Annotated in this window: 13 protein-coding genes; 6 read left to right on the top strand and 7 right to left on the bottom strand. The window is 73.9% G+C overall.

Annotated elements, in window-relative coordinates:
- Positions 1-89: 89 nt before the first annotated feature.
- Positions 90-911 carry a SigB/SigF/SigG family RNA polymerase sigma factor gene (locus DQE82_RS16970; RefSeq protein WP_113973179.1) on the bottom strand — a complete coding sequence of 274 codons (822 nt, stop codon included), beginning with the start codon at positions 909-911 and terminating at the stop codon, positions 90-92.
- Between the two features lie 287 nt (positions 912-1,198).
- Between DQE82_RS16970 and DQE82_RS16965 the strand changes: the two genes are divergently transcribed.
- Complete coding sequence (locus DQE82_RS16965) at positions 1,199-1,936, top strand: hypothetical protein (RefSeq protein ID WP_064448764.1); 738 nt, start codon at positions 1,199-1,201, stop codon at positions 1,934-1,936.
- Here DQE82_RS16965 and DQE82_RS16960 read toward each other — a convergent pair.
- Entirely contained in the window at positions 1,885-3,474 is a 1,590-nt protein-coding gene (locus tag DQE82_RS16960; RefSeq protein ID WP_113973178.1) for a phospholipase D-like domain-containing protein, read from the bottom strand. The two genes, DQE82_RS16965 and DQE82_RS16960, sit on opposite strands and share 52 nt — an antisense overlap.
- Positions 3,475-3,613: 139 nt before the next feature.
- Between DQE82_RS16960 and DQE82_RS31340 the strand changes: the two genes are divergently transcribed.
- Positions 3,614-3,742: a hypothetical protein gene (locus DQE82_RS31340; RefSeq protein WP_255292629.1), complete on the top strand. Its 129-nt coding sequence runs from the start codon at positions 3,614-3,616 to the stop codon at positions 3,740-3,742.
- A gap of 44 nt (positions 3,743-3,786) precedes the next feature.
- On the opposite strand, the gene DQE82_RS16955 is transcribed toward DQE82_RS31340, so the two are convergent.
- Together DQE82_RS16955 and DQE82_RS16950 are read right to left on the bottom strand one after the other, a co-directional pair.
- Positions 3,787-4,773 (bottom strand): pirin family protein, encoded by a 987-nt coding sequence (locus tag DQE82_RS16955; protein WP_069089910.1) that lies wholly within the window; start codon positions 4,771-4,773, stop codon positions 3,787-3,789.
- An 11-nt stretch (positions 4,774-4,784) separates the two neighbouring features.
- On the bottom strand, positions 4,785-5,267 hold the full coding sequence (locus DQE82_RS16950) for a MarR family winged helix-turn-helix transcriptional regulator (protein ID WP_043325045.1): 483 nt from the start codon (positions 5,265-5,267) through the stop codon (positions 4,785-4,787).
- 114 nt (positions 5,268-5,381) lie between these two features.
- Here DQE82_RS16950 and DQE82_RS16945 point away from each other — a divergent pair, with 114 nt between their 5' ends.
- The gene (locus DQE82_RS16945; RefSeq protein WP_113973177.1) at positions 5,382-5,969 is read left to right on the top strand and encodes a DUF1684 domain-containing protein; all 588 of its coding nucleotides are present in this window, start codon (positions 5,382-5,384) and stop codon (positions 5,967-5,969) included.
- A gap of 39 nt (positions 5,970-6,008) precedes the next feature.
- Here the strand turns inward: DQE82_RS16945 and DQE82_RS16940 are convergent, their stop codons facing one another.
- Positions 6,009-6,596, bottom strand: coding sequence for a general stress protein (locus DQE82_RS16940; protein WP_113973176.1), 588 nt, complete (start codon positions 6,594-6,596; stop codon positions 6,009-6,011).
- Positions 6,597-6,708: 112 nt separating this feature from the next.
- Here DQE82_RS16940 and DQE82_RS16935 point away from each other — a divergent pair, with 112 nt between their 5' ends.
- Both DQE82_RS16935 and DQE82_RS16930 read left to right on the top strand, forming a co-directional pair.
- The gene (locus DQE82_RS16935) at positions 6,709-8,517 is read left to right on the top strand and encodes a glycoside hydrolase family 15 protein (RefSeq protein ID WP_113973175.1); all 1,809 of its coding nucleotides are present in this window, start codon (positions 6,709-6,711) and stop codon (positions 8,515-8,517) included.
- A gap of 89 nt (positions 8,518-8,606) precedes the next feature.
- The gene (locus DQE82_RS16930) at positions 8,607-9,107 is read left to right on the top strand and encodes a metallophosphoesterase (protein ID WP_064448760.1); all 501 of its coding nucleotides are present in this window, start codon (positions 8,607-8,609) and stop codon (positions 9,105-9,107) included.
- Positions 9,108-9,111: 4 nt separating this feature from the next.
- On the opposite strand, the gene DQE82_RS16925 is transcribed toward DQE82_RS16930, so the two are convergent.
- Complete coding sequence (locus tag DQE82_RS16925) at positions 9,112-9,336, bottom strand: DUF3072 domain-containing protein (RefSeq protein ID WP_013474820.1); 225 nt, start codon at positions 9,334-9,336, stop codon at positions 9,112-9,114.
- A 101-nt stretch (positions 9,337-9,437) separates the two neighbouring features.
- Between DQE82_RS16925 and DQE82_RS16920 the strand changes: the two genes are divergently transcribed.
- The gene (locus tag DQE82_RS16920; protein WP_043330356.1) at positions 9,438-10,376 is read left to right on the top strand and encodes an NAD(P)/FAD-dependent oxidoreductase; all 939 of its coding nucleotides are present in this window, start codon (positions 9,438-9,440) and stop codon (positions 10,374-10,376) included.
- 12 nt (positions 10,377-10,388) lie between these two features.
- On the opposite strand, the gene DQE82_RS16915 is transcribed toward DQE82_RS16920, so the two are convergent.
- Entirely contained in the window at positions 10,389-11,678 is a 1,290-nt protein-coding gene (locus DQE82_RS16915) for a sodium:proton antiporter (protein ID WP_043325040.1), read from the bottom strand.
- Positions 11,679-11,777 lie beyond the last annotated feature (99 nt).

The raw sequence follows: 11,777 nt of genomic DNA, 5'->3' as shown, positions 1-11,777 counted from the left end.
GGCGGGCACGGAACGGCCCGGCCGGCGCACCGCCGACCGGGCCGGGTGGACCGCTGCGCCGGGTCCGCCGACCCGGCCGCCGCCACCTGCTAGTACGTTCCGTCGAGCTGACCGCGCAGCTTGGTCAGGGCCCGGGACAGCAGCCGGGACACGTGCATCTGCGAGACGCCGATCTGCTCGGCGATCTGCGACTGGGTCAGGTTGCCGTAGAAGCGCAGCGTGAGGATCTTCTGCTCGCGCTGGTCGAGCGTGGCCAGCGCCGGGCCGAGGGCGACGCGCGTCTCGGCCAGCTCGAACTCGCCGTCCTCGCCGCCGAGCAGGTCGCCCAGCTCGGTGGCCCGCTCGCCGTCGCCGGTCGGCGTGGACAGCGACACCGCGTTGTAGGCGCGGGCGCCCTCCAGGCCTTCGAGGACCTCTTCCTCGGTGAGCTTGAGGTGGGCGGCGATGTCGGCGACCGTCGGCGAGCGGCCGAGCGTCTGGAGCAGCGTGCTGTTGGCGTCGGAGATCGCCAGGCGCAGCTCCTGCAACCGGCGGGGGACGCGGATGTCCCAGGTGCGGTCGCGGAAGTGGCGCTTGAGCTCACCGATGATGGTGGGGATCGCGTAGCCGGCGAAGTCGACGCCGCGTGACGGGTCGAACTTGTCGATCGCCTTGATCAGGCCGATCGCGGCGGTCTGCGCCAGGTCGTCGTTCGGTTCGCCGCGGCCGCTGTAGCGGTGGGCCAGGTGGTTCGCCAGCGGCAGCCACGCCTCGATGGCGCGGTCGCGCAGCGCGGGCCGCGAGGGGTGGCCGGCCGGCAGCGCGGCCATGGCGGCGAGCAGGTCGGCGGCGCTGTCGGTGAGCGAGCGGGGGTCGAGCTTCGCGGAGCCGGCCGGCGTGGTCGCCGGGGCGCTGATCGTGTGGGCGGTCATGGGTGGTCCTCCCTGCACCTCGTCCGCGGAAGAAAAAAGACGTGACGCTCAGGTTTAGGTGACGTAGTACGTTCGGGAGCCACCATAGCCCGATCGTGCTGCCGAAATCTAGCCGAAAGTACGATGTACTTAAGGTGTGGCGGGGTATGGACCTCGTTTTTCCGGGCATAGCGCGCCCCGATCGGTCAACGCGGAATCCGACAGGTGGGCGAAGTGTCGCCTTTCTGTCGTTGTCCCGCCGACGGGACCGCCCGTACCGTCCGTAGCGACACGTCAACGGAGGCACCGTGCTGGATCCCGCCGCGCCGCAACTCGTCATCAACGCCCGGACGCTGCTGTTCAGCTGGCTCCCGGCGGATCCCGGCGTGGTCGAGACCCTGCTGCCCGCCGGTCTGCGTCCGCACCCGCAGCGTCAGGTCTTCGTCAACCAGTACGTGGTCGACGACGAGACACAGACCTCCGGCTTCGGCGCGTACTCGCTCACCTACCTGGGTGTCTCACTGGCGGACATGGATCCGCCCGACGGCGGGACGCCGGGTGGCTGGTGGACCCACTACTTCTCCTCCAGCGAGCGGGTCCGGCGGTACGCCGCCGCACGGGGCGCGCCCGCCGCCGCCGGGGAGACGCGACTGGACCTGCGGGGCGACCGGCTCACCGCCGAGACCCGGGCCGGCGACGGCACGCTGCTGATCCGGGTCACCGCCCGGGTCGGGCACACCGGCACCGAGGTCCACAACGGCCACCACCGCTACCTCACCGGCCGCGACGGCGAGCTGATCGTCACCGACTATCCGTACGTGGCCGAGCCGGTGTCACCGTTCGAGGTCGAGTCGGTGGAGTTCCCGGCGCCGGAGCATCCGGTCCACGCGCTGCGGCCGGCCAACCCGCTGCACGTGTGCTGGGGGTTCTACTCGCCCCGGGTCTCGTTCGCCTATCCGGCCCGCCCGAACGTGCCCGACGAGGTGAGCGACCGTCACCAGGTGCCGGCCCGCCGGGCGCGCAGCGGCCTGCCGTCCGGGTCGTAGACCAGCCGGTACGCGGGCAGCGCCCAGAGCCGCGTACGCCAGGGCAGCCGCTCCGGGCGGTGCGGCCGCAACCGGCCCGGCGGACGGGGACCGGCCCGGCCCCCGGCGTGCCAGCGGTCCAGTTCCTCCGCCGCCGTGGTGATCGCGGCCACCGCGTCCGCCGGGTCCAGCAGGTCGTCGTCCTGCGTGCCGCCGGGATCACGGTCCAGGTGCTCGCGCCACAGCCGCAGCCGCAGGTCGCGGGCGAACACCCGGGCTCCGTCGCCCATCCCGGCCGGGTCGGCCGGCGCGCGGGTGTCGCGGGTGTCGTCGAGCACCGCGCAGGACAACTCGCTGTCGTGCGTCCAGGAGCGGCGGTTGAAGTTGTCGCTGCCCACGCTGGCCCACACGTCGTCCACCACGCAGATCTTGGCGTGCACGTAGACCGGCGTGCCGTCGTGGTTCTCCACGTCGAACACGTGCACCCGCTCCGGCGCGGCCCGGTGGCACAGCGACAGCGCCTGCTCCCGGCCGACCATGTTCGGCGGCAGCGCGAGCCGGCCGTCCACGTCCGGGTGCCGGGGCACGACCGCCACCAGGTGCAGGTCCGGATGCTCGTGCAGCGCCTGCGCGAACAGCTCGGCCACCTCGGTCGACCAGAGGTACTGGTCCTCCAGGTAGATCAGCCGCCGGGCCCGGCGTACCGCCTTGGTGTAGCCGCGGGCCACGGTGCGCTCGCCGTCCGGGGCGAACGAGTAGCGGGGCCGCACCGCCGGGTAGGTGCGCAGCACCTGCACGTGGTGCGGCCCGCAGGGCGGCGGGTCGGCGGGCTGTTCGGGCAGCGGGTCGGGGCGCAGGTCGGAGCCGCGCAGCCGGTCCCGCAGGTAGGCCATCGGGTTCTCCGAGTCCAGCGGCATCGGGTCGGTCCACCGCTCCCGGAACGTGGTGTCGAGCGCGCCGACGACCGGCCCGCGCACCGCGAGCTGCACGTCGTGCCAGGGCGGCGTGGGGCCGTACCGGGGGGACATGCCGATCGGCTGCGGGTCGCCGGCGTGGCCGGCGTCGTCGCGGCGGCTGTGGCACAGGTCGATGCCGCCGGCGAACGCGATGTCCCGGCTCGGGTCGCCCGGATGGCGCAGCACCACCAGCTTCTGGTGGTGCGAGCCACCGCGCCGGACCCGCTGGTCGAGCAGCACCTCGCCGCCGGCCGCCCGGATCGCCTCGCTGAGGTCGCGGTTCTCCGCCTCGCTGTAGGACAGCGTGTCGAGGTGGGAGCGCCAGACCAGGCCCTTGACGATCACCCCGCGCTGGGCGGCCCGCGCGAACAACTGCGCCACCGTCGGGCCGTCCGGGCGCATCCGCTCGTCCGGGTCGCCGCGCCAGTCGGTGAAGAACAGATGATCGCCCGCGGTGAGCGATTCCACCTCGCTGACCAGGCGGTCGAAGTACGCGGCTCCGTGAATCAACGGCTCGGCGAGGTTTCCATCGGTCCAGACGGGTAACTCAGACCCCGGGTTGGCGCGTTCCTGTGCGGTGAGGAACCAGTCCCGCAGAGTCACGTTCCACCCCCGAGGTCGACGACGTCCTCACACGGTAGGACCCCCGGCAGGACCCCGCACGGCGAGCAGCAGGTCGCGTGGGTGCCGCGCGCCAGGGGTACGCCGGACCCCTGGATCGCGACACCGAGGAGGCACCGACATGCCCGCCGAGACGACGAACACCGTGACCGACGACCGCGACCAGGCGGTGGAGGGGGAGCGGGGTGCGCTGGTGGCGGTCCTGTTGATGGTGATCCTCGGCGTGGCCGGGATCTTCGCCGTCTCCTGAGACCGCGGCCGGGCGCCCCGGCGGACCGGGGCGCCCGTGGCAGGTCAGGGCCGGTCGCCCTGGCCGTCGCTGTGCGGCACCCGCCCGGTCGGGATCACCCCGAGCCGGCCGGCCTGGAAGTCCTCGACCGCCTGGATCAGCTCGGCGCGGGTGTTCATCACGAATGGGCCGTAGTGTGCCACCGGCTCGCGGATCGGCTGGCCGCCCATCAGGTACAGCTCCAGCGCCGGGGCGTTGGAGTCCTGCGTCCGGTCGGCGGTGATCCGCAGCGCCTCGCCGGGCCCGTGCACGGCGAGCTGGCCGAGGTGGATCGGCCGCCGGTCGGTGCCGACGGTGCCGCGGCCGGCCAGCACGTACACCAGCGCGTTGAAGTCCGACCGCCACGGCAGGCTCAGCTCGGCGCCGGGCTGCAACGTGACGTGCGCGATGGTGATCGGCGTGTGCGTCGAGCCGGGACCCTGGTGCCCGGCGACCTCCCCGGCGATGACCCGGATCAGGCCGCCGCCGTCGGGCGTGGTGAGCAGCGCCGACTCCCGGCCGCGGATGTCCTGGTAGCGGGGCGCGCTCATCTTGGCGATGCTGGGCAGGTTGACCCAGAGCTGCAGGCCGTGGAACAGCCCGCCGCTCATCACCAGGTGCTCCGGCGGCGCCTCGATGTGCAGCAGGCCACTTCCGGCCGTCATCCATTGAGTGTCGCCGTCGGTGATGGTGCCGCCGCCACCGGTCGAGTCCTGGTGGTCCATGATCCCGTCGATCATGTAGGTCACCGTCTCGAAGCCGCGGTGCGGGTGCCAGGAGGTACCCTTCGGCTCGCCCGGCGCGTAGTCGACCTCGCCCATCTGGTCGAGGTGGATGAACGGGTCCAGCTCGGTCATCGGCACGCCGGCGAAGGCCCGGCGGACCGGGAAGCCCTCGCCCTCGTACCCGCTGGGGGCAGTGGTGACCCGGCGGACGGAGCGGTATTCGGTGGCCTCGCCGAGCTTCGGCAGGCGGGGCAGGACGAGGACGTCGTCGACGGTGATCGCGGGCATCGCGGGGCTCCTTACTTGTCGGCCGGGACGGACGACGCGGTGCGGTCGGCGCGCAGGCGCCGGCCGAGCCGCTCGAAGACCCGGGTGAGGCAGGCGACCTCGGCGTCGTCGAGGTCGTCGATCAGGTGGGCGCGCACGGAGCGCAGGTGGTGCGGCGCGGCCTCGCGCAGGGCGAACAGGCCGGCCGCGGTGAGCACTGCCTCGCTGCCGCGCCGGTCGGCCGGACACGCCTCCTTCGCCACCAGTCCGCGCTTGCGCATCGTGGTGATCTGGTAGGTCAGCCGGCTCGGCGAGAACACCAGCCGGTCGGCCAGCTCCCCCATGCGCAGCCGCTGGCCGGGCGCCTCGGAGAGCAGCACCAGCACGTGGTAGTCGGCGAAGCTCAGGTCGCTGTCGGCGCGCAGGTCGTCCTCGAGCCGGGTGAACAGCCGCTGGCTCGACTCGATGTACGCGCGCCAGCAGGCCATCCGCTCGGCGTCCAGGCTCTCCGTCATGGCTCCGAGAGTAGCACTATTTAAAATTTAAACAAGTGGCCCTGGCGTGCGCGGACCAGCGCGCCTTAGGGGGCTTCTTAAAACCTGAACGGGCCGCCCGGCTAGGGTCGGGGAATGGACGATCTCGACCTGCTCGACTGGCGGGAGCGGGTGGCGGCGCTCTACCTGTCCGACCTCGACCTGGCCGGCTTCCGGGCCGCCCGCGACGAGCTGTTCCGCACCCACCCCAGCAGCCCGGTGCCGCCCGCCGAACGGCCCGGCTTCACCGGACTGCGCTGGTACCCGCCCGACCCGTCGGCAGTGGTCGAGGCGCCGCTGCGCGCCGCCTCCGGCGAGCTGCGCATCGACACCGGCGGCCCGGACGGCGTGGTCGCGTACCGGCGGGTGGCCGTCGCCGACACGCCGTGGGGACCGCTCACGCTCTGGTGGATCGAGGCGTACGGGGGTGGGCTCTTCCTGCCCGTGCGTGACGCCACCTGCGGCGACGGGTCGTACGGCGGGGGCCGGTACCTCACCGACACGGTGAAGGGCACGTTCGGCCGCGGCCTGACCGTGCTGCCCGGCGACCGGGTCCGGCTGGACGCCAACTACCTCTACAACCCCAGCTGCGCCTACGACGACAGGTGGGCCTGCCCGCTGGCCCCGCCGGAGAACCGGGTGGACGTGCCGCTGCGCGCCGGCGAGCGCGCGTACCACGAATGAGGGGAGGGCCGCCCGGCCCTCCCCTCATCGCCCTGCCGGTCAGCGGGCGGTGGCGCCCGTCGGTGTCAGGTGCATCCGGCTGAGCAGCTGCTGGGCCTGCCCGGCCATCTCCGCGTCCACCGTCACCGCGTACTGGGCGGCCCGCAGCGAACTGGCCGACGTGAAGTCACGCTGACCGCCGCTCATCGCGTGCGCGACAGCGCCGAACACGGCACCCCAGATCGCGCCGATCACGAGGCCGACCAGGATCACCGCGAGCCAGTTGCCGGCGGTGAAGATGCCGAAGAGCAACCCGATGAACAAACCGAACCAGGCGCCGGTGCCGGCCCCGAGCAGGGCCGCCCGGCCCGTGGTGAGCCGTCCCATCACGGTCTCCACGAGCGTGAGGTCCGTACCGACGATCGAGGTACGTTCCACCGGGAACCGGTTGTCGGCCAGATAGTCCACCACCCGCTGGGCGGACGGATAGTCCGGGTACGAGCCGATTGTGACGGTCGCCGAACCGGTCTGCGGTCCGTGCCCGTCCCCGCTCGGCGGCGTCGGGCGACCGCCCGGGCCGGACGGGAGGTTGTCGCTGCCCGGCATGCCGGGTTGCCAGGCCGTGGTCGGAGTCGAGGGTCTGGTCATGAGCATCCTCCTTCGTCAACCCGCCGCGTTCCCGTCGCCGGGCAGCGGTAACGCACCGGCCCGGACCGATGTGGCGAGGCATGCCGACGCCCCGCGCCGGGTAGCCACACCCGTGCCGACCCGACACATCAGCGAGCACGGCTTCCTCGCCGACGGGCGCAGCGCGGCCCTGGTCGACCGCGACGGCTCGGTCGACTGGTGGTGCCCGCCCCGGTTCGACGCGCCGTCGGTGTTCGGCCGCCTGCTCGACGAGGACGCGGGGCACTGGAGCATCCGCCCGGAGGGGCAGTCGACGAGCACGCGCTCCTACCTGGACGACGCGCTCGTGCTGCGTACCGTCTTCGCCACCGCGACCGGCACGGTGGCCGTCACCGACGCGCTGGCGCTGGAGCCCGGCGCGCGCGGTCACGACATCGGGATGCGCTCGCCGCGGGTGCTGGCCCGGCTGGTGGAAGGGCTCACCGGCGAGGTGACGATGCGCGTCGACTACGCGCCCCGCTTCGAGTACGGCCGCGTCGGCGCCTACCTGACCGAACGCGACGGCGTGATCCGCGCCACCGCCGGCGCCTGCCGCCTGGAGTTGCGCGCCGACGTCCCGCTCACCATCGCCGGGGGAGCCGCCACCGGGCGGTTCACCGCCCGCGCCGGCAGCACGCACCGCTTCACCCTCGGGTACGCCCCGACGTACGCCGGCGCCGAACCGGCGCTGCCCGACGCCGCCGAGGTGATCGCCGAGACGGTGGCCGGGTGGCGGTCCTGGTCGGCGCTGCACGACTACCAGGGCGAGTACCGCGACGAGGTGCGGCGCAGCGCGCTCGCGGTGCAGGGCATGACGTACGCGCCCAGCGGCGCCGTCGTCGCGGCGGCCACCACCTCGGTGCCGGAGCGGCTCGGCGGCGACCGCAACTACGACTACCGCTACGTCTGGCTGCGCGACTTCAGCCTCACCCTCCAGGCGCTCTGGCGGGCCGCCTGCCCGGACGAGGCGGACCGGCAGTTCACCTGGGTGGCGCGGGCGATGGGCCGGATCGGCGACGAGCCGGTGCCGATCATGTACGGCGTCGAGGGGGAGCGGGACCTGACCGAGCACGACCTCGACCACCTCGCCGGGTACGCCGGCAGCCGGCCGGTGCTCGTCGGCAACGACGCCTGGCGGCAGCGGCAGAACGACGTGCTGGGCGAGGTGCTGGATGCGGCCTGGCTGATGCGCTACTACCTCGACCCCATGTCACCGGAGGTGCGTGACCTGCTGCGCACGCTCGCCGACCAGGCCGAGCGCGGCTGGCACCGGCCCGACGCCGGCATGTGGGAGACGCGCGGCCCGCAGCGGCACTACGTCTCCTCCAAGGTGGAGTGCTGGACCGCGCTGGACCGGGCGGTCCGGTTCGGCTCCCGCATCGGCGAGCCGGCCGACGTGGCCCGCTGGGCCGCCGCGCGCGACGAGGTGCGGGCGGCGGTGCTCGCCCGGGGCTGGAACGAGCGGGTCGGCGCGTACACCGGTGCGTTCGGCTCCGACGACCTGGACGCCTCGGTGCTGGTCATGCCGCTGGTCGGCTTCCTGCCGGCGGGCGACCGGCGGATGCGCGCCACGATGGACCTGCTGGAGCGGCGGCTGTCGCGTGACGGGCTGCTGCGCCGCTTCGACGGCGACCCGGCCGGGTTCGTGATCTGCTCGTTCTGGCTGGCCGCCGGCCTGGCCGAGGCGGGGGAACTGGACCGGGCGCGGCGGCTGTTCGAACGCCTTGCGGCCCGCACCAACGACCTCGGCCTGTACGCCGAGCAGATCGACCCGGGCACCGGCGAGCAGATGGGCAACTTCCCGCAGGCGTACTCGCACATCGGCCTGATCACCGCCGCCGGCCGCATCACCGACGCCGCCGCCCGCGCCGCCGCCCCCGCCCGCGCCGCCTCTCCGCGTTGATCATGAAGTTGACGGCGTAGTCGATCTCCCCGAGTGCCGCCAACCTCATGATCGGCGCGGGAAAGAGGGGGGTGGGGGAGGATGAGGGGGTGGATCTGGTGATCATGGCGGACACGCACGTGCCCAAGCGGGCGCGGGATCTTCCGGGGCCGCTGTGGGCGGCCGTGGAGGCCGCGGATGTCGTGGTGCACGCCGGGGACTGGGTGGACGTGGCGCTGCTGGACGCGCTGGAGGCGCGGTCGCGCCGGCTGGTCGCCGTGTACGGCAACAACGACGGGCCGGAGCTGCGCGCCCGGCTGCCCGAGGTGGCCCGGGTCAAGCTGGACGGCCTGCGCGTCGCCGTGGTGCACGAGACCGGCCCGAAGACCCGCCGCGAGGAGCGCTGCGCCGCCGCGTACGGCGACTGCGACCTGCTCGTCTTCGGGCACTCGCACATCCCCTGGGACAGCGTCGCCCCGGGCGGCCTGCGGCTGCTCAACCCCGGCTCGCCGACCGACCGGCGGGCGCAGCCGCACGCCACGTACCTGACCGCGCGGGTGGCGGCGGGGCGGCTCGACCGGGTCGAGCTGCACCGCCTGCCCCCGCGCTGACCGCTCAGCGGCCCCGGCCGGTCTCCGCCTGCAACTCGTCGATCCGCCGGGACGCCTCGGCCTTGGTCAGGCCCTCCGGCACCGGCTCGCCCGCCTCCTGCGCCAGCGTGTGCAGGTACGACTCCTGGGCGGCGGTGGGCGGCTCGTCGCCGGTGACCCAGTCGTCCGGGTCCTTGACGGCGGCGTCCGGGTTCACGTTCCTGCCGTTGGTGTTGGCGCGGTCGGCCATGCTCATCACCTCTCCTCGAACAGGTGTTCCACTACCCCCGGGCCGCCGGGTTCATGCCGGCCGCCGCCTACGATCACCTGGTGACGACGGACCGGGCGGGCGTGGTGGTGGTCGGCGCGGGCATCGCCGGAGTGGCGTGCGCGACCGAGTTGGCGCGGGCCGGGATCCCGGTACGGCTGCGCGAGCGCGCTCGGGTCACCGGCGGGCGGATGGCCAGCAAGCGTTTCGACGGCCGCCCGGCCGACCTGGGCGCCGCGTACTTCACCGTCGACGACCCGGACTTCGCCGCCGTGGTGGACCGGTGGCGGGCGGCCGGGCTGGCGCGGGAGTGGACCGACACGCTCGCCGCGTACGGGCCGGGCGGACGCGAGCAGGTCACCGGCCCGATGCGGTGGGCCGCCCCACGCGGGCTGCGCTCGCTCGTCGAACACCTGGCCGGCGACCTTCCGGTGACCCACAACCGGCTGGTGATGACAGTCGAGCCGGGCCCCCGGGCCGACGGCGCCGAGGCCGAGGCGGTGGTGCTCGCCATGCCCGGCCCGCAGGCCGCGCTGCTGCTGGACCCGGCGCTGGCCGAGGCGACCCGGGCGGTGGCCGCGCAGCGGTGGTCGTCCGCGTTGACCGGGGTGCTGCACTTCCCGGCCCGCCGCTGGGCGGACTTCCGGGGCGCGTTCGTCAACGACCACCCGGTGCTCAGCCTGGTCTGCGACGACGGCGACCGGCGCGGCGACGGCGCGCCGGTGCTCGTAGCGCACACCACCGCCGGGTTCGCCGCCCGGCACCTGCTCCAGCCCACCGCCGCCCGCGAGGCGATCGAGCAGGCGGTCCGCGACCTGCTCGGGCTGCCCGAGCCGGCGCTGTCGACCCACGTGCACCGCTGGACGTACGCGACCCCGGCCGCGCACGCCGGGGATGCCACGTTCCACCTGGACGACGACGGCATCGGCCTGGCCGGCGACGCGTTCGGCCGCCCGCGCGTGCAGACCGCCTGGCGCTCCGGCCGGGACCTCGGCCGCGCGCTCGCCGCCCGGCTGGGCTGAACCGGGGCGCGCTCAGCCGGTGGCGCCCACCGGCTGCGCCGCCGACCCGGCCCGCGTGTCCTCGCCGGTGCGTTCACCCTCCCGGTCCAGCAACTGCATGACCGGTGTCGCGGCGATCCCGTGCGCCACCACCGAGACCACCACCACGAGACCGACTGTGGCCCAGACCAGCTCCGCCTGCGGGAAGTCGGTCTTGCTGGTGGCGTACGCCAGGTAGTAGAACGAGCCGACGCCGCGGATGCCGAACAGCGAGATCACCCAGTGCTCGGCCGGCTTGCCGGGCGCGCCGCGCAGCGACAGCCACCCGGCCAGCGGCCGGATCACCAGCACCAGGGCCAACCCGGCCAGCGCGGCCGGCCAGGTCAGCGGCGCGAGCAGCCCGCCGATCACCGCGCCGCCGAACAGCAGCAGCAACAGCACGGTGAGCAGCCGCTCCACCTGCTCGGCGAAGTCGTGCAGCACGGAGTGGAACTCGTGGGTGCGCTCGGCGGCCCGGATCGCCCGGGCGGCCACGAACACGGCCAGGAAGCCGTACCCGCCGATCACCTCGACCAGCCCGTACGCGAGGAACGTCGCGGCCAGCGCGAGGAACCCCTCGGAGTGCCGGGCCAGCCGCAGCTTGCTCGGGGCGCGGAAGAACAGCTTGCCGAGCAGCCAGCCGACGAGCAACCCGCCGCCCACCCCGGCGGCGAGCTTGTAGAGCACGTCGACGGCGAACCACTCGCCGAGCCAGCCGGACGGCGCGAGCCCGGTGGTGGCGATCGCGATGGCCGCGTACACGAACGGGAAGGCCAGCCCGTCGTTCAGGCCCGCCTCCGAGGTGAGCGCGAAGCGCACCTCGTCCTCGGAGTCCTCCACGTCGGTCGGTTCGCCCACCTGCACGTCGGAGGCGAGCACCGGGTCGGTGGGCGCGAGCGCCGCGCCGAGCAGCAGCGCCGCGGCCGGCACCAGCCCGGCCCACCACCAGCCGAGCAGCGCCACCGCGGCGATGCACAGCGGCATGGCGATCGCCAGCAGCCGCCACGTCGACGACCAGCGGGCCCAGCTCAACGGACGGTCGATCTTCAGGCCGGCGCCCATCAGCGCGACGATCACGCCGACCTCGGTGAGGTGGGTGGTCAGCTCCGGCCAGCGCAGCGGATCCGGTGTGGGCAGACCGGTGGGCAGCACGAAGACGAGCATGCCGAGCCCGAGGAACGCGATCGGCATCGACAGCGGCCGTCGCTCCAGGACCCGGGGCAGCACCCCGGCCAGCAGCGCACCGACGCCCAGCAGAGCGAACGCGACATCGACCGGTTCCACGGCACCACCCTTCCGACGCCCGGCGGCCGGGCGGTGGAGTCCAGCAGTGCCCCGAAGCGGACCCGGCTAAGCCTGCGCGCGCCCGCCGGTTGACCGCCG

The organism is Micromonospora sp. LHW51205, assembly GCF_003315815.1.
Lineage (GTDB): Bacteria > Actinomycetota > Actinomycetes > Mycobacteriales > Micromonosporaceae > Micromonospora > Micromonospora chalcea.
This window is presented reverse-complemented; position numbering and strand designations above follow the sequence as displayed.

Bases quoted from the DNA above. Each gene is read 5' to 3' on its own strand.
- DQE82_RS16955 (WP_069089910.1), bottom strand. From the start codon at position 4,773: ATGCCCGCGATCACCGTCGACGACGTCCTCGTCCTGCCCCGCCTGCCG.
- DQE82_RS16940 (WP_113973176.1), bottom strand. From the start codon at position 6,596: ATGACCAGACCCTCGACTCCGACCACGGCCTGGCAACCCGGCATGCCG.
- DQE82_RS16970 (WP_113973179.1), bottom strand. From the start codon at position 911: ATGACCGCCCACACGATCAGCGCCCCGGCGACCACGCCGGCCGGCTCC.
- DQE82_RS16925 (WP_013474820.1), bottom strand. From the start codon at position 9,336: ATGGCCGACCGCGCCAACACCAACGGCAGGAACGTGAACCCGGACGCC.
- DQE82_RS31340 (WP_255292629.1), top strand. From the start codon at position 3,614: ATGCCCGCCGAGACGACGAACACCGTGACCGACGACCGCGACCAGGCG.
- DQE82_RS16950 (WP_043325045.1), bottom strand. From the start codon at position 5,267: ATGACGGAGAGCCTGGACGCCGAGCGGATGGCCTGCTGGCGCGCGTAC.
- DQE82_RS16945 (WP_113973177.1), top strand. From the start codon at position 5,382: ATGGACGATCTCGACCTGCTCGACTGGCGGGAGCGGGTGGCGGCGCTC.